Annotated in this window: 14 protein-coding genes, 1 pseudogene and 1 riboswitch; of the genes and pseudogenes, 7 read left to right on the forward strand and 8 right to left on the reverse strand. The window is 72.0% G+C overall.

What is annotated here, in order from left to right; translation table 11 throughout:
* Positions 1-63: 63 nt before the first annotated feature.
* Positions 64-1,056 (reverse strand): annotated as a pseudogene (locus tag ACFV6D_RS25610) (ribonucleotide-diphosphate reductase subunit beta); the annotation flags it as partial.
* Positions 1,057-1,076: 20 nt separating this feature from the next.
* The gene (locus tag ACFV6D_RS25615; protein WP_380561239.1) at positions 1,077-3,500 is read right to left on the reverse strand and encodes a ribonucleoside-diphosphate reductase subunit alpha; all 2,424 of its coding nucleotides are present in this window, start codon (positions 3,498-3,500) and stop codon (positions 1,077-1,079) included.
* A gap of 191 nt (positions 3,501-3,691) precedes the next feature.
* Positions 3,692-3,834: riboswitch (cobalamin riboswitch) on the reverse strand.
* Between the two features lie 265 nt (positions 3,835-4,099).
* Between ACFV6D_RS25615 and ACFV6D_RS25620 the strand changes: the two genes are divergently transcribed.
* The 5 genes from ACFV6D_RS25620 to ACFV6D_RS25640 all read left to right on the forward strand — a co-directional run bounded on the left by ACFV6D_RS25620 (position 4,100) and on the right by ACFV6D_RS25640 (position 10,738).
* Positions 4,100-5,269 (forward strand): hypothetical protein, encoded by a 1,170-nt coding sequence (locus ACFV6D_RS25620; RefSeq protein ID WP_380561232.1) that lies wholly within the window; start codon positions 4,100-4,102, stop codon positions 5,267-5,269.
* Between the two features lie 140 nt (positions 5,270-5,409).
* Complete coding sequence (locus ACFV6D_RS25625) at positions 5,410-6,864, forward strand: glycoside hydrolase family 26 protein (RefSeq protein ID WP_159398436.1); 1,455 nt, start codon at positions 5,410-5,412, stop codon at positions 6,862-6,864.
* Between the two features lie 182 nt (positions 6,865-7,046).
* On the forward strand, positions 7,047-7,940 hold the full coding sequence (locus tag ACFV6D_RS25630; protein ID WP_380561233.1) for a hypothetical protein: 894 nt from the start codon (positions 7,047-7,049) through the stop codon (positions 7,938-7,940).
* A 134-nt stretch (positions 7,941-8,074) separates the two neighbouring features.
* A complete protein-coding gene (locus tag ACFV6D_RS25635) occupies positions 8,075-9,526 on the forward strand; it encodes a glycosyltransferase family 2 protein (protein ID WP_063347871.1) in 1,452 nt (483 codons plus the stop codon).
* A gap of 15 nt (positions 9,527-9,541) precedes the next feature.
* On the forward strand, positions 9,542-10,738 hold the full coding sequence (locus ACFV6D_RS25640) for a glycoside hydrolase family 113 (protein WP_380561234.1): 1,197 nt from the start codon (positions 9,542-9,544) through the stop codon (positions 10,736-10,738).
* A 7-nt stretch (positions 10,739-10,745) separates the two neighbouring features.
* Here ACFV6D_RS25640 and ACFV6D_RS25645 read toward each other — a convergent pair whose 3' ends face one another.
* Positions 10,746-12,914, reverse strand: a complete 2,169-nt coding sequence (locus ACFV6D_RS25645) for an acyltransferase family protein (RefSeq protein ID WP_380561235.1) — start codon at positions 12,912-12,914, stop codon at positions 10,746-10,748.
* A gap of 135 nt (positions 12,915-13,049) precedes the next feature.
* Positions 13,050-13,544: a GNAT family N-acetyltransferase gene (locus tag ACFV6D_RS25650; protein ID WP_063347868.1), complete on the reverse strand. Its 495-nt coding sequence runs from the start codon at positions 13,542-13,544 to the stop codon at positions 13,050-13,052.
* 408 nt (positions 13,545-13,952) lie between these two features.
* Between ACFV6D_RS25650 and ACFV6D_RS25655 the strand changes: the two genes are divergently transcribed.
* On the forward strand, positions 13,953-14,912 hold the full coding sequence (locus tag ACFV6D_RS25655; protein ID WP_380379452.1) for a helix-turn-helix domain-containing protein: 960 nt from the start codon (positions 13,953-13,955) through the stop codon (positions 14,910-14,912).
* Positions 14,913-14,937: 25 nt separating this feature from the next.
* On the opposite strand, the gene ACFV6D_RS25660 is transcribed toward ACFV6D_RS25655, so the two are convergent.
* The 4 genes from ACFV6D_RS25660 to ACFV6D_RS25675 all read right to left on the reverse strand — a co-directional run bounded on the left by ACFV6D_RS25660 (position 14,938) and on the right by ACFV6D_RS25675 (position 18,917).
* Positions 14,938-15,726 carry a histidine phosphatase family protein gene (locus ACFV6D_RS25660; protein WP_380342784.1) on the reverse strand — a complete coding sequence of 263 codons (789 nt, stop codon included), beginning with the start codon at positions 15,724-15,726 and terminating at the stop codon, positions 14,938-14,940.
* 155 nt (positions 15,727-15,881) lie between these two features.
* Positions 15,882-17,495 (reverse strand): monocarboxylate uptake permease MctP, encoded by a 1,614-nt coding sequence (mctP, locus tag ACFV6D_RS25665; protein ID WP_063347866.1) that lies wholly within the window; start codon positions 17,493-17,495, stop codon positions 15,882-15,884.
* Positions 17,492-17,758: a DUF3311 domain-containing protein gene (locus tag ACFV6D_RS25670; protein WP_350879663.1), complete on the reverse strand. Its 267-nt coding sequence runs from the start codon at positions 17,756-17,758 to the stop codon at positions 17,492-17,494. The genes mctP and ACFV6D_RS25670 overlap by 4 nt, the downstream gene beginning before the upstream one ends.
* A 367-nt stretch (positions 17,759-18,125) precedes the next feature.
* Positions 18,126-18,917: a GntR family transcriptional regulator gene (locus ACFV6D_RS25675; protein ID WP_244293370.1), complete on the reverse strand. Its 792-nt coding sequence runs from the start codon at positions 18,915-18,917 to the stop codon at positions 18,126-18,128.
* A 337-nt stretch (positions 18,918-19,254) separates the two neighbouring features.
* Here ACFV6D_RS25675 and ACFV6D_RS25680 point away from each other — a divergent pair.
* A partial coding sequence (locus ACFV6D_RS25680; protein WP_380561236.1) for an extracellular solute-binding protein occupies positions 19,255-20,619 on the forward strand: 1,365 nt, incomplete at its 3' end.

Raw genomic sequence — 20,619 nt, forward strand, 5'->3', positions numbered from 1 at the left:
GCGCCCGCCCGCGCGCGGCTCGCGCGCGCCCCCCCCCACACTGTGGTGTGTTGGATCTTTATTATAGCGCTCGCGCCACGCTGCGGCCCTCTCCCCCGCGACCTGGTACGCGGAGACGCGGCGCTCGAAGAAGTTGGTCAGCTCCTGGACGTTCTGGAGCTCCATGAAGCCGAACGGGTTCGTCGACCCGTAGCGGATCGGCAGGCCGAGGCGGGCGAGGCGCTGGTCGGCCACAGCCTCCAGGTACTGGCGCATGGAGTCGGTGTTCATGCCGGCGAGGCCGTCGCCGCACAGGTCCTGGGCGAACTGGAGTTCGGCCTCGACGGCCTCTTCCAGCATCTCCGTGACCTGCTTGGCCATCTCGTCGTCGAAGAGGTCGGGCTCCTCCTCGCGGACCGTGTCGACGACCGACATCGCGAAGTCCATGTGCATGGACTCGTCGCGGAACACCCAGTTGGTGCCGGTGGCCAGGCCGTGCAGCAGGCCGCGCGAGCGGAACCAGTACACGTACGCGAACGCGCCGTAGAAGAAGAGGCCCTCGACGCACGCCGCGAAGCAGATCAGGTTCAGGAGGAACGCGCGGCGGTCCTCCTTGGTCTGCAGCGAGTCGATGTGGTCGACGGCGTTCATGTACTTGAAGCAGAACTGCGCCTTCTGGCGGATGGAGGGGATGTTCTCCACCGCGGCGAAGGCCGCGTTGCGGTCCTCGGGGTCGGGCAGGTAGGTGTCGAGCAGCGTCAGGTAGAACTGGACGTGCACGGCCTCCTCGAACAGCTGGCGCGACAGGTACAGCCGCGCCTCCGGGGAGTTGATGTGCTTGTAGAGGCTCAGCACCACGTTGTTGGAGACGATCGAGTCCCCGGTGGCGAAGAAGGCGACCAGGCGGCCGATGAGGTGGCGCTCGCCCTCGCTGAGCTTGGCCAGGTCGGCGACGTCGGAGTGCAGGTCCACCTCCTCGACGGTCCAGGTGTTCTTGATCGCGTCCCGGTACCGGTCGTAGAACGACGGGTAGCGCATCGGGCGCAGGGTCAGCTCGAAGCCGGGGTCGAGCAGCATCTTCTCGCGGTCGGGGGTGCTCACTGGCAGGCCTCGCAGGACTCGGGGTTCTCCAGGGAGCAGGCCAGCGCGGCCTCCTCCTCCGGGGTGAGGGTCGGGGTGTTCACCGGCACGGGCGCGGACGCGGACGCGGGCGCGGCGGCGCGGGCGGCACCGGAGGCGGCCTGGGCGATCCGGGTCGCCGGGCGCGAGCGCAGGTAGTAGGTGGTCTTGAGACCGACCTTCCACGCGTAGGCGTACATCGAGCTGAGCTTGCCGATGGTCGGCGCCGCCATGAACAGGTTCAGCGACTGGCTCTGGTCGAGGTACGGCATGCGGGCCGCGGCCAGGTCGATCAGCGCGCGCTGGGGCAGCTCCCAGGCGGTGCGGTAGAGCGAGCGGACCTCGGCGGGCAGCCAGCCCAGTTCCTGGACGGAGCCGTTGGCCTCGCGCAGGGCGTCGCGGGTCTGCTGGTCCCAGACGCCGAGCTCCTTGAGCTCGCGCACCAGGTACGGGTTGACCTGGAGGAACTCGCCGGACAGCGTCTCGCGCTTGAACAGGTTGGAGACCTGCGGCTCGATGCACTCGTAGACGCCGGCGATGGACGCGATGGTCGCGGTCGGCGCGATGGCCAGCAGCAGCGAGTTGCGCAGGCCGGTCTCGGCGATGCGGGCGCGCAGCGCGGTCCAGCGGTCGGCCCACTGCGGGGCGGCCGTCGGGAAGTGGTCGATGTGCAGTTCGCCGCGGGCGGCGCGGGTCTCGCCGTAGGCCTCGTGGCGGCCCAGCTGCTCGGCCAGGTCGGCGGAGCGCTCGTACGCGGTGAGCATGATGCGCTCGGCGATGAGGGTGGAGAGCCGCGCGGCCTCGGCGGAGTCGAAGTCGATCCGCAGCTTGAAGAAGACGTCCTGGAGGCCCATCACGCCGAGGCCGACCGGGCGCCAGCGGGAGTTGGAGGTGCCGGCCTCGGTGGTCGGGTAGAAGTTGATGTCCACCACGCGGTCGAGGAACGTCACGGCGGTGCGGACGGTGGCGTCGAGGCGCTCCCAGTCCATGGCGCCGAGCAGGTCGTCGACGGAGGCCCCGGGGGCGACGTGGGCGCCGAGGTTGACCGAGCCGAGGTTGCAGACGGCGGTCTCGGAGTCGTCCGTGACCTCCAGGATCTCGGTGCACAGGTTCGAGGAGTGCACCGTGCGGCCGGGCAGCGCGGTCTGGTTGGCGGCGCGGTTGGAGGCGTCCTTGAAGGTCATCCAGCCGTTGCCGGTCTGCGCCAGGGTGCGCATCATCCGGGCGTACAGGGTCTGCGCGGGGATGGTGCGCACGGCCTTGCCGGCCAGCTCGGCCTTGCGGTAGGCCTCGTCGAAGTCGGAGCCCCACAGGTCGACGAGCTCGGGCACGTCGGCGGGGGAGAACAGCGACCAGTCCTCGTTGGCGTTGACCCGGCGCATGAACTCGTCCGGGATCCAGTGCGCCAGGTTGAGGTTGTGGGTGCGCCGCGCCTCCTCGCCGGTGTTGTCGCGGAGCTCCAGGAACTCCTCGATGTCGGCGTGCCAGGTCTCCAGGTAGACGCAGGCCGCGCCCTTGCGGCGGCCGCCCTGGTTGACGGCGGCGACCGAGGAGTCGAGGGTGCGCAGGAACGGGACGATGCCGTTGGACTTGCCGTTGGTGCCGCGGATCAGGCTGCCGCGCGAGCGGATGCGCGAGTAGGACAGGCCGATGCCGCCGGCGTGCTTGGACAGCCGGGCGATCTGCGCGTAGCGGTTGTAGATCGAGTCCAGGTTGTCCAGCGGGGAGTCGAGCAGGTAGCAGCTCGACATCTGCGGGTGCCGGGTGCCGGAGTTGAACAGGGTCGGCGAGGAGGTCAGGTACTCCAGCCGGCTCATCAGGCCGTACAGCTCGGCGACCTCGCGCACGGACTGCTCGCTGTCGCCGACCGCCAGGCCGCAGGCGACGCGGAGCAGGAAGTGCTGCGGGGTCTCGATGACCTTGCGGGTGATCGGGTGGCGCAGCAGGTAGCGGGACTGCACGGTGCGCAGGCCGAAGTACTCGAAGCGGTCGTCGCCGTGCGCGTCGATCAAGGCGTCCAGGGCGGCGGCGTGCTTGGCGACGAAGGCGGCGGTGGTGTCACCGATCAGGCCCTCGTCGTGGCCGACGGCGATCGAGGCGGCGAAGGAGCGCGAGCCCTGGCTGTTCGCCTCGTCGACGATCTCCAGGGCGAGCAGCCGGGCGGCCAGCTTCGAGTACTGGGGGTCCTCGGCGATCATCGACGCGGCGGCGTCCACGGCCAGCCCGCGCAGCTCGGCGAAGTCCGAGCCGGCGTGGCGGCCGCGCAGCGCGGCGGCGGCGACATGGCCGGGGTCCACCTGGGGGAGATCGACGCTGCGGTCGGTGAGCAGCCGAAGGAGCGCGCCGCCGGGGTCGGAGACCGTCGGGTCGGTGGGGGCGGGGCCGGTGCCCTGGGCGGGCAGGGTGGCTGAGGCAGCGGTGGTCAAGGCGCTCTCTCCTGGCGGCGATCGGCGGCGGTGATCGGGGGGTACCGGGCCGTTCGGGGCAGGGGAGCACGGCACGTACGCAGAAAGCGTCGCGCGACAGTGGCGTCCCCGGCCCGCCCGCGAGGCCCGGAAGGTAGTTCTCGTGCTGGCGCGGCCTCTGCGGGAGGGCCCGTGCGCACACCGTCGGCAGGTACTCGGACTCGCGGTGCGGCTGCTGGAGCCGCCCGCTCACCGCTGCGGGGCAGTCCCGGATTCGCACCGGGTTCCCCTGCATCGACAGCAGGATTGAGCATACATCTTGTGGTGTCTCTCTGATGCGACCCCACATGTAGTACGGCGCGGTGTGTCGGCGCGATAACCGGGGGTGCTGGGAGGGGGCGGGTCGTGGCCTTGGGGCGCCTCGGATCCGGGCTCCCGGGGCCCTGGTTCCGGGCTCCGGCGTCCTGGTTTCGATACGGAACGGTCACCGGGCGGACCGGCTGGCGGGGGCATGCCCTACGATCTGGGCGCATGAGCGAGCGAAGCGCCGAGGGGCGCGTTTCGCGAAGCGATCATCGAGCGAAGCGAGGGGGCGCGTGAGCGACGGAACTGGCGCACCCGGGCAGGGTCCGCAGGGAACGCCTCCCACCGGGCCGGGGGACGCGCACGGTCAGCAGCCGCCGGTGGTGCCCGGTCCGGTGTTGCCGCCGAGCGGGGGCTTCGGGCCGCCGCCGGCCTCGTACGGGCCTCCGGTGCCGCCCGCGCAGCCGGTGGCGCAGCCCGGCCCGCCGGGGCAGCCTCCACTGCCGCCGCCGGGCCAACCAGGGCAGCAGCTGCCGCCGCAGTGGCAGCCGAACCCCCAGCCGCATCCCCAGGCGCATCCCCAAGGACACCCGCAGGCGCACCCGCAGCCCCAGGCGCCGCAGCGCGCCGAGCCGAACTGGCAGGCGCTGGCGGACCGCAACGCGGCGGACGACAAGCGCCGCCGCCGGTTGCGGGCCCTCGGCGTGGCGGTCGCGGTCGTCCTGGTCGGCGGCCTGGTCGCGGGCGGGACGGTGCTGCTGACGAAGGGCGACGGCGACAAGCCGACCGCCGGGCCGACCGCCTCGGCCTCCAACCGGCCGTCCTCCGCCGCGCCGAGTGCCGCACCGAGTGCCGCCCAGAGTGCCGCGCCAAGTGCCGCCGGCACCCCGGGCGGCGCGCCGGACGACCCGTCGAAGCCGATCTGGGAGGCCGCCACCGACCCGGCACCACAGGACGCGGGGGCGCTGTTCTCCGCACTCCAGGTGACGGTCAACGGCGCCACCTGGAACCGGACCTTCGTCTCGCTGGACTCGCCCTGCTGGGACGGGAACTCGACGACCGGCGGGCTCGGCAAGGTCCTCGGTGACCAGGGCTGCCAGAAGGTGCTCCGGGCGACCTACGTCTCCGGCGACAGCGCGGTGACCGTCGGCGTCGCGGTCTTCGACCACAAGATCCAGGCCGAGACCTCGATGAAGAGTTACACCGGCCACCTCAAGGGCGCCGTCGCGCCGGGCGCGCCGGCCTTCTGCGCCACGCCGGGCTGCACCAACACGCACAACACCCTGGGCCGGTACGCCTACTTCACGGTCGAGGGCTCGGCGAAGGGCGGCGACACCGCTGACGCCGCCGCCACCGCGGCGGCCGCCGGCTTCGGCGAGCACGTGAAGGGCCAGCTGCTCCAGCGCGCCAAGGCCGCGTCCGCGGCCGCGCCGGGTGCGCCGGGAGCCGCCGCGGCCGGCTGATCCGCCGTGACACCCCGGCCCCGGCGGGTTCGCTCGCCGGGGCCGGGGGAGTGTGGCAGGCTCTCGGGGCAGTCATTCGCACGAGTGTTCCGGTTGTGTCCGCCTGGGCCGGTGCCGGCGAGCAACCGGAGGAGCGGTCCGTGGCCCTGCCCAGAGCCCTGCGCGGCAAGCCCGCCGTCCTGGCCGCGGCCGGGGTCGTGGTGGCCGCGGGCGCCGTGGCGCTGTTGCAGCGCGACGGCCGGGCCGACGGCGAACAGCCCGCCCGCGTCCCGGTGGCGGTCGGTTTCTCCGGCCGTACCCTGCCGCCGGAGGTCGGCCGGGACCTGCTCGCCCGGGACCCGCAGGCCTCGCCGAACGCCCGGGCCGTCCAGCAGCTGCTCGCCGACCTGGAGGGGCAGGCCCGCACCGGGCAGAGCGGCGGGACGGTGATCGGCCAGCACGTCGAGGCGCACAACGAGCGCAACAACCCCGAGTACGGCGACTACCGCGGCACCAAGCAGGTCGGCTACTACTACAAGAAGGCCGCCGACCTCACCGGCAAGCTGCCCGGCTTCGTCGAGACCGACCTCGGCCCCGGCTACGGCCAGACCGGTTGGGGTGTCGGCGACCCGCGCTCCTACTCGGCCGGCCGGTGGCCCACCTGCCGGGCCGGCTGGCAGTACACCGACGACGCCGTCGACCTGCTCTCCGCCGTCTGGTCCGGCCACCCGCGCGCCGACGACGGCAGCTACGGCACGGCCGGTGTCCAGCACAACTGCGACGGCACCACCACCGAACTGCCCGACAACGGCGGGGGGCCGGCCGGGATCGTCGGCATGTCCTTCCACCAGCCCTACCCCGGTTCGGACGTCAAGTCCTTCGAGCAGGTGCTCTGTTCGAACTCCCCGGCCGCGAAGGACAAGGGCTGGTTCGGCCGCGTCGTCGACAGCGCGCACGACACCCCCGAGTACCGCGCGCTGATGACCGACCTGTCCTACCTGGCCGACCACCTGGAGTACCTGGCCGCCCACGACGTGCCGGTGCTGCTGCGCCCGTACCACGAGATGAACGTGCAGGACTGCGCCCGCAGGTTCTGGTGGTCGGGCCAGAAGCCGGCCGACTACCAGGCGCTGTGGCGGATCACCTACCGCTACCTGGTGGAGACCAGGGGCCTGCACAACCTGCTGTTCGTCTGGACGCCGGTGTCCTGGGACGGAGCCCCCGGCGCGGACCCGTGGGACTACTACCCGGGCTCCCAGTACGTCGACGTGGTCGGGGTGGACGACTACAGCGGCAGCCCCGCGCACCCGATCGGCACCGGCGAGGTGTGGACCAAGCGGTACTACGACGGGCTCGCGGCCTACGGCAAGCCGCGGATCCTGGCCGAGTCCTTCGCCGTCCCGGTCAACTCCCGCCAGCCGGACACGCTGCGGCGCACGCCCTGGACGATCTGGACGGTCTGGGGGCAGTCGCTCACCTCGGACAACCTGACGCCGGACCAGCCGCGCAACTCCGGCGCGGACGTCAACGCCACCTACCACAGCCCGCTGGCGCTCACCGGCGGCGCCGGCCCGTTCGGCGCGAACGTCGACTGGGGCGGCCTGCACGTCCGTTGAGCCGCCCCGCGCGTTCGTCGAGCCGCCCCGTGCGTCCGCCGAGCCGGTCGCCGCGAGGTGTGCTACACCACTGAATTCCGTTGAACGGCCGGAATACCGTGTCCGTTGTGCCGTGTGGCATCCTGTGGCGGCGAAGCCGAGGGGCTGACGCCGGGACGGGCCCGGCGGGGCGGGGGTGCGGGATGGGACAGGCGCGTGCGATGCGCGCGGCCGGCGGCATCGCCGTCGGCTGGGGCGTGGTGCTGCTCGGCTGGGCGGCGTACAACTGCTTCGGCCAGGTCGGGTTCGCGACCTACGTCAAAGGCATCTTCTACTACGGCGGCACCTCGGTGGACGCCGAGACCGGCAGCCTCAACTACGGCCTGATCTACCTGGTTTCGGGAATCCTGCTGCTGCGCGGGCGCACCTGGGCGCTCGGGGTGGCGGCCGGCGTCGCACTGGTCGAGGGGTACAACCGGGTGCGCAGCCTGACCGGCGCACTCCTGGACAAGCCGCAGCGGGAGTGGTTCACCAGCACCACCGAGGGCGGCCTCAAGCTCGCGACCTTCGCGCTCGGCGTGGTCGTCACCGCGGCGCTGATCCTGCTGCTGGCCCGGCTGAAGTGGCGGGAGCGGGGGGCGCCGGAAGCCGCCGCGGCGTCAGGCGGACAGCTGCACTGGTCGCTGCTGCAGACGATCCCGGCCGAGCCGGCCCCGGGCCCGCAGCCGTTCCAGCAGCAGCCGTTCCAGCACCAGCCCGCCTGGCCGCAGCAACAGCCGCCGCAGCCGCAGCCGCAGCCGCAGGCCGCCTGGCCACCGCAGCCGCCGTTCCAGCAGCAGCCGCAGCCCGCGTGGCCGCAGCAGCCCCCGGCGCCGCAGTCGCAGCCCGCCGCCTGGCCGCAGCCGGCGCCGGCCCAGCCGGTGCCGTACGCGCAGCAGCCCACCCAGCCGGCCCCGCACCCGTCGACGCTCGCCCAGCAGCCGTGGCCCGCCGCGCCGCCGGTGACGCCCGGTCCGGTCGCCCCCGGCCCGGTCGCGCCCCCCGCCGACCGCCCGCCGACGGACCGCCCGCCGACGGACCGCCCGCCGCAGGCCTGAACCTCCGCCGCAGCCCCGAACCTCCGCAGCCCCGAACCTCCGCGGGCCTGGACCGCCGCAACCCCGGACCGCCCACGAACGACCCGGCTCCCGCAGGGGATCGGCCCGACAGCAGACGAGGAGCGACTTTCGCCATGCCATCGACAGCCCCCGCACGGACGGTGCTCACCACGTCCCGCGAGGCCGCCCGGCTCGCCGAGCGACAGATGTCGTGGAAGCCCCGGGTCCTCCCGTTCTACTTCTCCTTCACGGTCATCTTCGCCTTCTCGGTCTGGGCCTACGTGCCCAACCCCACCCCGCTCGGCTGGACGATCACCATCCTGTGGGGGATGCCGGTGTTCGGCGTCCTGATCGGCTTCCAGGGTGTGCTGATGGTCCGCCGCCGGCTGCGCCAGGTGAGCCGGATGACGCCGGCCGTGCCGGTCGAGGACGACTTCCTGATCGTGCTGGTGCCGACCATCGGCCGTCACGACACCTATCCGGCGCTGGAGCGCTCGGTGCTCTCGTACGTCGAGCACCTGCCGGCCTACTTCCCGTGGATGCGGGTGGACGTCCTCACCGAGGAGGGCTGCGCGGCCGCCGAGAAGATCGACGGGCTGGCCGCCCGCAATCCGCTGATCCGGGTGGTGACCGTGCCGAAGGCCTACGAGACGGCCAACGGCACCAAGTTCAAGGCCCGTGCCAACCACTACTCGCACGAGCTGCGGATCGAGGAGGGCGAGGCCGAGGACGACGTCTGGGTGCTGCACATGGACGACGACACCGGCGTCGGCCCGGACACCGCCGCCGCCGTCGCGCAGTTCGTCAACCGGCAGCGCCGGGCCGGGGACGACGCCAAGCACATGGCGCAGGGCATCCTGACGTACCCGCGGGAGAACGCCGTCTCCACCTTCACCTGGCTCGCCGACGCGATCCGCCCGGCCGACGACATCGCCCGCTTCCGCGCGATGACCGGCACCGGCACCCCGATCGCCGGCGTGCACGGCGAACTGCTCCTGATGCGCTCCTCGGTGGAGGCCACCATCGGCTGGGACTTCGGCCCGAAGACCATCGTCGAGGACGCCCAGATGGCGCTGAACTTCTGCCAGCGCTACCCGGGCCGCAGCGACTGGTTCAACGGGCGCTGCTACGGCGCCTCGCCGGCCGGGGTCAAGGACTTCCTCAAGCAGCGCGAGCGCTGGGCTTGGGGCCTGGTCGCGCTCTGCTTCAACAGGACGATCCCGTTGCGGTACCGGCTGTTCATCGGGATGGGCATGGTCAGCTGGGTGCTCGGCCCGCTCCAGCACGTCGGCCTGGTGCTGCTGGTCGCCTGGTTCACCGGCACCTGGAACACCTCCCCGGTCACCCAGTCCGTGGTGCTGGTCTGGTCGATCAACTTCGCCTACGTCATCTGGACGTACTGGGAGGGCCTGCGCCTGAACGTCGTCGCCTCGGCGAACCACCGGCGCAAGTGGTGGGAGCCGATCGTCGTGGTGGCGGCCATCCCGCTGTTCTCGTTCCTGGAGGGCTGGGGCGGCCTGCGCGGGCTGATCAAGTTCCTCAAGGGCGAGGAGAACAAGTTCGTCGTCATCGCCAAGCCGGCCTGATCGGAGGTCACCGCTGTGAAGCGCCCCGTCATCTTCATCCTGCCGACCGTGGTGGTCGCCATCACCGTCGGCGTCCCGGTGGTCTGGGGGGACCACCCGCTCAAGTTCGTCCACCAGCGCCCGACCGCCGTGCACTGGGCCGGCTCCGAGACCGAGCAGGGCCGGGTCTGGGGCTTCGGCAAGGACGCGCCGCCGGCCGAGGACACCGGCCCCAAGGTGGCCCGCCCGTGGGCCGAGGGCAGCCCCGAGTGGGGCGTGCAGGTGTACTGGCTGGACGATCCGGCGGACCCGGACAACTTCGTCCAGGGCAAGGCCGACCGCATCGTCAAGTACGTGGTCGGGCTGAACGCCAACTCCCTGTCGGTGACCTTCCCGTACTACACGACGGGCACCAGGTCGAACGCCGTCGCCGCCCGGCCGACCACCCCCACCCCGGAGCGGCTGGCCCTGCTGCTGGACGCCGCCCACCGGGCGGGCCTGCGCACCACCATCCGTCCGATCATGGACGAGGACGTCTTCGACTACCTCAACACCCTCAAGTGGCGCGGCAACATCGCGCCGACCGACCGGGACGCCTGGTTCGCCAGCTACGCGGCCTTCCTGACGCCCTACCTGAAGACCGCCCAGGAGCACTCCGCGGCCGAGGTCACCATCGGCACCGAGTTCAACTCGCTGGAGGGCGACCCGCGGTGGCCCGGTCTCATCGACCAGGCGCGGAAGACCTTCCACGGCGAGCTGGTGTACGACGCGAACTTCGACAACTGGTCCAAGGGCCCGATAGCGGTCCCGGCGGACGGCACGGGCGTGGACGCCTACCCGCCGGCCAAGTCGTCCGGTGACGATGCCCCGGTCGCCGACCTGAAGGCCAGCTGGAACGCCTGGCTCGACAAGCGCGGCAGCGGGCCGCAGCCGACCACCAAGCTCACCGAGGTGGGCATCCCGGCGCAGAAGGGCGCCTACAAGACACCCGGCGAGTACTACAAGAAGACCGAGCTGAACGAGGCTGTCCAGGCGACCTGGTTCACCGCGGTCTGCCAGGTGGCGCAGGAGCGCAAGCTGCGCGGGCTGTACTTCTGGTCGCTGTACTTCGGCATCGACCCGAACCTGCCGACCAACAAGGACACCCCGCGGATGGACTACGCCGGGCGCCCGGCCTCCGAGCAGGCGATCCGCGACTGCTTCGCGCAGACCTACGAACTGCCGCCGTCCTAGGCTCCGGCTAGGGCGTGGCCCGGCCGGGCTTGGCCGAACTCGGTTGGCCCGTCGGCTTGGTGGCCGCCGGCGTAGGGGTCAGTGCGGATGTGGGCGTCGGTGTCGAGGTCGGAGTCGGGGCGGCCGTGGGCGGCCCCGACGGCGGCCCGGTCATTCCGTCCGCGATCTGCTGCTCCAGCCACGGCGTCACGAACCGCATGCCGGCCGGAGTGAGGTGCACCCCGTCGTTGGCGGGGGTGACCCAGTGGCCGTCGCGGTCCTTCCACGCGCAGGTCTCGTACGGGCAGAAGAAGGTGTTGAGGTCGACCAGCCGGACGGCGCCGGCGGTGGCCTTCACGTAGGCGGCGACCTGCTGGTCGTAGCAGGTGCCCCAGCCCTTGTTGATGGCGCCGTTCTCGACCCGTTCGTTCATCAGCAGCACCCGGGCGCCGGGCGCGCGGCGACGGACCTGGTCCACGGCCTGGGTGAGCTGGGCGGTGTAGCGGCTCTTGTAGTCCTCCTCGCAGGGGCTGAGCCAGCTGCCGTCGAGGTACTGCTCGGCGGCGTCCCAGCCGAGGTGGATCACGACGGCCTGCGGGGCGGAGCCGGCGAGCTGCCGGTCCCACGCGGCGGCCCGGTCGCGGCACTCCCGGCTGGTGTCGAACTCCTCGCCGGAGGTGGTGCGCACCTTGTCCGGGTCGAACACGCCGCAGCCGCTGATCCCGCCGTCGACCACCCGGTAGCGGTCGCCGTGCCGGTAGAGGCCGGTGGCGAGGTCCTGGGCGAAGGAGTCGCCGAGGACGAGGACCGCGGGCTTGCCGCTCGGCCCGGACCGCATGTCGTACTGGACCCAGGCGGGCAGGTACCAGGCGCCGGTGGTGGCCACCGCCGTGGCGACGGCCAGCAGCGGGACGGCCGGGAAGGCCCGCCAGCGCAGCACCCGCAGCTTCTCGGTGCCGGTGTGCATCAGCCAGGCCAGCACCCAGGAGAGCGGTGCGCCGATGGCGAGCAGCAGTTGCGGCGAGATGTCGTCGACGTAGTGCTGGAGCAGCCAGTACACCGGCAGGTGGAGCAGGTAGAGGCTGTAGGAGATGGTGCCGGTGAGCCGCAGCGGGGGCAGCGACAGCAGCCGGACCAGCGGGCCCCGGTCGTGGCAGAGCGAGGCGGCCAGGACGGCGGCCAGCGCCGCGACCACGGCCAGCCCGCCCTGGTAGAGCAATGGTTCGTGGTAGCCGCTGACGGACAGGCTGGCCCAGACCAGGCCGCCGAGGGCCGCGGTCCCGAGCAGGGCGGGCGCCAGGACAGGACCTAGGGTGCCGGCCGCCGCGGAGCGGTCGAGCAGGCGCCGCCGGGAGCGGGTGACACCGTCGTCGTCGGGGGCCGCCGCGCGGACCTGGCGGCGCAGCCGCAGGTAGACCGCGAAGGCGGCGGTGGCGCCGGCCGCGAAGCCGACCGCGCGGGTCTCGGTGCCGAGGTAGAGGCGGTCGCTGTTGTCGCCGTTCCACATCAGCGGGGCGACGAGCGCGGCGACGACGAACAGCCCGGCGGTGACGACGCCGGTCGCGCGCAGCGAGCGGCGGCAGAGGCCGAAGACCGCGAGCAGCAGCAGCGGCCAGAGCGCGTAGAACTGCTCGGTGATGCTGAGCGACCACATGGCCGCGAGCGGGTCGATGGAGGCGAAGTGCTGCCAGTAGGCGTCGCCGCGGGCCAGTTGGGCCCAGTTGGCGACCTGGCCGAGCGCGGCGAGCGCCTGCGGGCGGAGGTCCTTGACGTCCCGCAGCGGGCTGACCAGTGCGGACAGCGCGACGACGAGGAGGACGGTGGCGAGCAGCCCGGGCAGCAGCCGCTTGGCCCGGCGGCGGTAGAAGACGCCGAGCCGGATGCCGTCGGTGCGGTCCAGTTCGCGGATCAGCACCAGGGTCACCAGGAAGCCGGAGAGGACGAAGAAGACGTCCACGCCGAACAGGCCGTTCTGGAACCAGTTGGTGTGGTAGAGCAGGACGGAGGCGATGGCGAGGCCGCGCAGCCCGTCGACCGCCGGGAAGCGGACGGAGGGCGGCAGCGGCCCGCGCGGCCGGGGCGTCGGTGCGGGGATCGCGTAGCGGCTGGTGGCCGGGGGCTCGATGCCCCGGGACGTGCGCATGTCCTGGAGCGTGGGGCCGCTCGCGGGCGTGCCGAGGCCGGGCCCGTCGTCCATGTGGTGCGTCCCCCCGGGATCGGTCGGCTGCCGCGACGTGGCATCAGACGTGATCTGTGGTTTATATCAAAAGACGTCCGTTGATCGTCTGTCGGTCACCGGGGAGGAGGAGGGCCGACGACGCCCCGGCCGGGCTCAGAACGCCAGGCTGTAGACCATCAGGTCCATGCCCGGGTACGGGGACCAGTCGCGCTCGGGGGTGCGGCGGAAGCCGGTCCGCTCGTAGACGCGGTGGGCGGCGGTCATCTGCGGGCGGGTGGAGAACGCCATGCCGTCCAGGCCGAGTGCGCGGCTGCGGGCGATGGTGGCGCGGACCAGGGCCTCGCCGACGCCCCGGCCGCGGGCGGCCGCGGCGGTGGCGAGCATCCGGATCTCGCCTTCTCGGGGGCTGGCGATGTCGGCCCACTCGGTGCCGCCGACGGCGTAGGTCACGCAGCCGAGGACCCGTCCTTCGGCCTGGTCGACCGCGACCAGGAGTTCGGCCTCCCGGGCCCGGCGGGCGGCGTCGCGCAGGAGCTCGACGTAGCTGCTCTCGGGCGAGGTGTGGCCGTCGCCGACGAAGGCCTCGACGGTGATGCGGCCGGCGTCGTCGAGGTCCTCCGGAAGGGCCTGGCGGATGAGGATGTCCATCCCGTCAGTGTGCCGGAGCCGTCCGGGGTGATGATCTCCGGGGTGGCCCGGACCGGGAGGGTGGCCGGGTCGGCGGAGGGGCGCAGCGAGGCGGCGGGCATGGTGCCGTACAGCCGGTCCAGGCGTTCCGGGCCGGCCGGGTAGCCGCCTGGGCGGTGCCAGTTGTCGCGGCCGGTGGCGGCGCCGCGGGCGACCTCCCGGCCGATCAGGGTGCCGAGCAGGCCGAAGCCTCCGACGGCCCCGACCAGGGCGATTGCGCTTGCGAGAGTGCCGGTGTCCATGGCTCCACTCTGGTCGGGCGGGGCGGCGGCCACGAGTGGCAGGAATGACTGATCTCATCGAAAAACTGCCACCCGGGCCTGCCCCGGCCCTTCCGTCGCCGGTGCCCGCCGGGGCATCCTGGGCGGCATGCTGAAGAACGTGGTCGCGGTGGTGCTGGAGGAGATCCACCCCTTCGAGCTCGGTGTCGCCTGTGAGGTCTTCGGCCTCGACCGCACGGCCGACGGCCTGCCCGGGTACGACTTCGCGATCGCCGGCGCCCGCCCCGGACCGCACACGACGCACTCCGGGTTCGCGGTGGACGTCCCGCACGGCCCCGAGCGGCTGGCCGGGGCCGACCTGGTGGTGGTCACCGCGACGACGATCCGCCCGGAGTACCCGGAGCCGCTGCTGGCGGGGCTGCGCTCGGTGGTGGCGGACGGTGGCCGGGTGCTGTCGATCTGCAGCGGCGCCTTCGTGCTCGGCGCCGCCGGGCTGCTGGACGACCGCCGCTCCACCACCCACTGGCGGCACAGCGAGGACCTGGCCCGGCGCTTCCCGCGGACCGCCGTCGAGCCGGACGTGCTGTACGTGGACGACGACCCGGTGATCACCTCGGCCGGGACGGCCGCCGGCATCGACGCCTGCCTGCACCTGGTGCGCAAGGCGCAGGGCGCCGAGGTGGCCCGGGGGATCGCCCGCCGGATGGTGGTGGCGCCGCACCGGGAGGGCGGGCAGGCCCAGTTCGTGAGCCGCCCGCTGCCCGGCGGCGACGGCGACTCGCTGGCGCCGCTGCTCGACTGGATGCGCCACCACCTGGACCGGGACTGCACCGTCGAGCAGTTGGCCGCCAGGGTCCACATGTCCCCGCGCACCTTCGCCCGCCGCTTCCAGCAGGAGACCGGTACCACGCCGCACCGCTGGCTGACCGGGCAGCGGGTGCTGCTCGCCCAGCGGCTGCTGGAGTCCACCGCCGAACCGGTGGACGCGATCGCCGCCCGCTGCGGCTTCGGCAACGCGGCCGCGCTGCGGCACCACTTCGGGCGCCGGCTGGGGACCACGCCGCTGGCCTACCGGCGCTGCTTCGCCGGCCCGGACGACGAGGCGTGACCGGACGAGGAGGTGCGACGGCTCGTCAGTTCTCCAGGGCGAGGTGGTCGACGCTGTTCCAGCGGTCCGGGTGCAGCCGCCCGTCCTGGGCGCGCCACAGGCTGGTGGAACAGTTGCGCACGGGCGCGAGCGCGGTGAGCCGTTCCTCGGTGAGCCGCTCCAGCACGTAGCGCAGCATCAGCACCGTGCAGTCGTGCGCGACCAGCAGGACGGGCCGCCCGGCCTCCTCCTCGCAGAGGTCCCGCAGCAGGCTGCGCACCCGCAGCGCGACGTCGGCCCAGGACTCGCCGCCGGGCGGCCGGTAGTACAGCTCGCCCATCTTGCGCCGCCGGGCGGACTCCTCCGGGTGTTTGGCCTCGATCGCGGCCCGGGTCAGCATCTCCAGGACGCCCAGCTCGCGGTCGCGCAGCCGCTCGTCGTGGCGCACGGCGAGGGTGACCGGGACGGCGCCGAGCCCGGCGGCCTGGGCGAGCGCGATCCGGGCGGTCTCGGTGGTGCGCACGTACGGCGAGCACCAGACGCTGCGCGGGCGGTCGGCGCTGGGCAGGGCGGCCCACCAGCGGCCGAGCGCCTGGGCCTGCTGCTGGCCGTGCAGCGACAGCGGGATGTCGGCGTCCCGGCAGCTGATCGGGACGCTGAGCGCGCCGGCGGCCTCGGCCAGCTGGAACTCGACGTTGGCGGTGGACTCGCCGTGCCGGGTGGCGATCAGCACGGACGGCAGCCGGGTGGCCGACGCCGGGCGGTGGGTGGTGAGGTGGTGCGGGCTCTGGGTGGACTGGTGCTGGCCGTTGAGGGTGGTGCCGAGTTCTGCCATGGCCGCGTGCTCCCCGTGGGTCGATCAGTTGCCGGCCGGTCGCCGGTCCGGTCTGGTGGTGCCCTGCGAAGGCGGCTGTTCATACATATGATCGCGCCGCCTTCTCCAGTGTTCACGGAGAGGGCGGCGCGATCACAGGGCGCGTGCGGCGCGAATCAGTGCGCCGCTACGGGCTCCGGCGCGTTCTTCGGCTCCTCGTCGCCGGCCTCGGCGCTGTAGTCGGCGGGCCTGGTCTCGTCCGGGCCGTCGGGCGCCTTGACGGCGCGCAGCACCAGGGTGAGCGCCACCGCGACGATCAGGTTGAGCGCGAAGGCGGTCAGGCCGATGTAGCCGATCTCGCCGATGCCGGGGATAGCGGCCGCGTTGCCGCCGAAGTGCTTGGTGGCGGGGCTCGCGATGCCGTAGGCCTTCCAGGTGCCGTAGGCCATGCCGGCCGCCCAGCCGGCGAACAGCGCCCAGTGGTGGAACCAGCGGGTGAACAGGCCGCCGACGATCGCCACGAAGGTCTGCAGGATCCACAGGCCGCCGAGCAGCTGGAGGTTGATCGCGGCCTGCTTGTCCATGCCGAGCACGAAGACCAGCGCGCCGACCTTCACCAGCAGCGAGACCAGCTTGGCGATCCGGGTCTCGTCCGCCGGGGTGGCGGCGGGCTTCAGCCACTCCTTGTAGACGTTGCGGGTGAACAGGTTGGCCGCCGCGATCGACATGATGGCGGCCGGCACCAGCGCGCCGATCCCGATCGCCGCGAAGGCCACGCCGGTGAACCAGTCCGGGAACATGTCGGCGAACAGCTGCGGCACGGACAGCTGGGCGTTGAACTTCTTGTCGCCCTTGCCGACGCCCGCCGCGATGGCCATGAAGCCGAGCAGCGCCAGCAGGCCCAGCATCAGCGAGTACGCGGGCATGATCGCCATGTTGCGGCGCACCGTGCCGCGGGACTTGGAGGCCAGCACGCCGGTCACCGAGTGCGGGTACATGAACAGCGCCATCGCCGAGCCCAGCGCCAGCGTCGCGTACGTCCACTGCTTGTCGCCCGGGAGGGTCAGCGAGCCGGGGGACTTGGGGGCGCTGAACTTGTGCGCGGCCGCGTCGAAGATGTGCCCGTAGCCGCCGAGCCGGATCGGGATGTAGATCACCGCGACGATGATCACGATGTAGATCAGGGCGTCCTTGACGAAGGCGATCAGCGCCGGGGCGCGCAGCCCGGAGGAGTAGGTGTACGCGGCCAGCACGCCGAAGGCGAGGAACAGCGGCAGGTCCTTGACGAACCAGTTGGCGTTCTCGCCGCCGCCGACGCCCAGCACGTCCAGCACCGCCTGGATGCCGACGAGTTGGAGCGCGATGTACGGCATGGTGGCCAGGATCCCGGTCAGCGCGACGACCAGGGAGAGCGGCCGCGAGCCGTACCGGCCGCGGACGAAGTCGGCCGGGGTGACGTACCCGTGCACCCGGGAGACCGACCAGAGCCGGGGCAGGAAGAGGAAGACCAGCGGGTAGGCGACGATCGTGTACGGCACCGCGAAGAAGCCCGCCGCACCGGTCGCGTAGACCGCCGCCGGGACGGCGACGAAGGTGTACGCGGTGTAGAGGTCGCCGCCGAGCAGGAACCAGGTGACCCAGGTCCCGAAGCTGCGGCCGCCCAGGCCCCACTCGTCCAGGTGCGCCGCGTCGTCCGCGCGGCGCCAGCGGGAGGCGAGGAATCCCATCACGGTGACCAGGGCGAAGAACAGCACGAAGACGGTGAGGGCCGTGACGTTGACGTGGCTCATCGCGCGCCACCCGCCTTCCGCGCCGCCTTGCGGGCCTTCTCGTCCCGGTTGATCAGCAGGTACGCGGCCACGGTGAACACCGCGGACACCGGCACCCAGAGCAGCTGGTACCAGTAGAAGAACGGCACCCCGCCGACGCCCGGGTCGGTCTTGTCGTACGAGGACACCCACAGCATCGCGACGATCGGCACGAGCAGGGCGAGCCCGGCCAGCACCCGTTCGGGGGTCACCGCGGGCACCCGGTCCCCGGGTGGCTCGGGCATGACAGGTTCGACGGTATCGGGATCAGACGGCATCTTCGGCTCCGCTCCGGAGGGTTCTCCCCGTCGGCGCCGCAGCCCGCGGGGCACCGCACGCCCCCGCGAACCCGCCGAGCAGCACCATCGGTGATCGACAGTCAGTACGGCTGCGCAATCTAGGGCATGGAGTGATCCATGTCACCGGGGTCGGCGCAACTTCCCGCCATCCGGACGGCTACCGGTCGTATTCGACCGGTACTGCCCCTCCCGTGACGCGAACGGGCACCGGCGCGCGCGGGTCGCGCGCGCCGGTGCCCGTGGTGCGAGGGGGGAGTGCTCTGCCCTGAGCTACTCCGCCCCGAACTGCCTCGCCCGGACTGCTCCGCCCGGACTACTCCGGGCGCTTGAGCCGGGTGATGAACTTGTAGCGGTCGCCGCGGTAGATCGAGCGGACCCACTCCACCGGGTCGCCGTCGGCGTCGAAGGAGTGCCGGGAGAGCTGGAGCATCGGCAGCCCGAGGTCGGAGCCGAGCAGGCCGGCCTCGCGCGGGTTGGCGAGGGTGGTCTCGATGGTCTCCTCGGCCTCGGCCACGGTGACCCCGTACACCTCGCGCAGCGCCGCGTACAGCGAGTTGTGCTTGGCGAGGTTGCGCCGCAGCGCGGGGAAGCGCTTGGCGGACAGGTGGGCGACCTCGATGGCCATCGGGTCGCCGTTGGCCAGTCGCAGGCGCTCGATCCGCAGCACCCGGCCGCCGGGCTTGATGTCGAGCAGCGGGGCGAGCCGGTCGTCGGCGGTGATGTAGCCGATCTCGATCAGCCGCGAGGCGGGCTCCAGGCCCTGGGCCCGCATGTCCTCGGTGTAGGAGGTGAGCTGGAGGGCCTGGGCGACCTTGGGCTTGGCGACGAAGGTGCCCTTGCCCTGGATGCGCTCCAGCCGGCCCTCGACGACCAGTTCCTGCAGCGCCTGGCGCACGGTGGTGCGGGAGGTGTCGAACTGGGCGGCCAGCGCGCGCTCGGGCGGGACCGGGGTGCCGGCGGGCTGGGTCTCGGTCAGCTGGAGCAGGTGGCGCTTGAGACCGTAGTACTTGGGGACGCGCGCGGTCGGGTCGGCGCCGGCCTGCGTCGGGAGGTTTTTCACCTCGGGGTCGTTGACCTGGGCGGTGGTTCCCCCGTCGCTGCTCATCGGACCTGTTCTCCCGCTTCTCGCGGGGCCTTTACGGGCCCCGCCACATAGTTAACGGGTGACATCGTTGCATGTATGGCTACGGAACGAATACCTCATCACGCGATGAACGATGTGCGGTGTCGGCTTGATAACGGGTGGTCCGGATCGGTCGAACAGCCGTTGACAGGCCCATTGGTCTAGGCCAAGCTCCAGGCATCTGGTCTACACCACTAGGCCGGTCACTATGAATCCCCCCACCCGCTCGAAGGGGTCCGCGGCACCTTTCCCCCCGCTTTACGTGGGTCTGCCGCTGCCGCCCGACGGGGGTAACCCAGGCATCCCTCAGGAGGATGGCGTGAAGCGTCAGCTCATCGCGGCGGTCGGCGTCGCAGCAATGGTCGTCGGCCTGGCGGCCTGTGGCTCGGACGGCAAGAGCAAGGACAACGCCGGTTCGAACTCGTCGTCCGCGGCGGGCGCCAAGAACTACAGCGGCAAGACGCTGAAGGTGTGGCTGATGACCGGCTCCGCCCCGAAGGGCTGGACCGACGCGGTCAAGAGCGAGTTCGAGACCACCTACCCGGGCTCCAAGGTCGACTTCCAGATCCAGGAGTGGGACGGCATCGGTCAGAAGGTGACCGCCGCGCTGTCCGAGGGCTCGGTCGACGTCGTCGAGCTCGGCAACACCCAGACCTCCGGCTACGCGGCCTCGGGCGGCCTGCTCGACATCACCAAGGACAAGTCCGCCCTGGGCGGCGACGGTTGGAACGCCAACCAGAACGAGGCCGCCCAGCTGGACGGCAAGCAGTTCGCCGCCCCGTGGTGGGTCTCCAACCGCGTCGTCGCCTACAACAAGGACCTCTGGGCCAAGGCCCAGCTGACCGACGCGCCGAAGACCCTGGACGAGTTCTACGCCGACCTGGACAAGCTGAAGGCCACCGAGGGCGTCGCCGACCCGATCTACCTGCCGGGTCAGGAGTGGTACACCTACTTCGGTCTGCTCACCGGTGAGGGCGGCAAGATCGCCAAGAAGGACGGCGACAAGTGGGTCGGCGGCCTGTCCTCGCCCGAGGCGCAGAAGGCCTTCGAGACCTACAAGAAGCTGCAGGGCTACTCGGCCACCGGTCCGAAGGACAAGGACGAGGCCACCCCGCAGCAGAAGGACGTCTTCGGCAAGGGCAACGTCGGCACCATGATCGCCCTCGGCTGGGAGCTCCCGGCGGAGAAGGACATGGCGAAGGACAAGATCGGCTTCTTCCCGCTCCCGGGCAAGACCGCTGACAAGCCCTCCGGCGTCTTCCTCGGCGGCTCGAACCTGGCGATCGGTGCGCAGAGCAAGAACACCGACATGGCCAAGGACTTCCTGAAGATCGCCCTCAACGACAAGAACGAGGGCGCGGTCGCCGCCGCCGGCAACATCCCGAACAAGGCCGCGCTGAACAGCCAGCTCACCGGCGACTTCGCGAAGGCCGCCCAGTCCGCCTCGGCGGTCGGCGCGGTCACCCCGATCACCCCGAACTGGGCGAGCGTCGAGGACAAGCCGAACCCGATCAAGGAGTTCCTGACCGCGGCCCTCCAGGGTGGCGACTACGCGGCCACCGCGAAGAAGTACGACGACGAGATCGCGAAGCGGCTCAACCAGAATCGCCTGCACCAGCGCCGGGTTCCCGGCCCCCGCCCCGACACACGTCACTACGTCCTCCCGGCCCAGGCCGGCGCCCCG

It is taken from the genome of Kitasatospora sp. NPDC059812, assembly GCF_042732075.1.
GTDB lineage: Bacteria > Actinomycetota > Actinomycetes > Streptomycetales > Streptomycetaceae > Kitasatospora.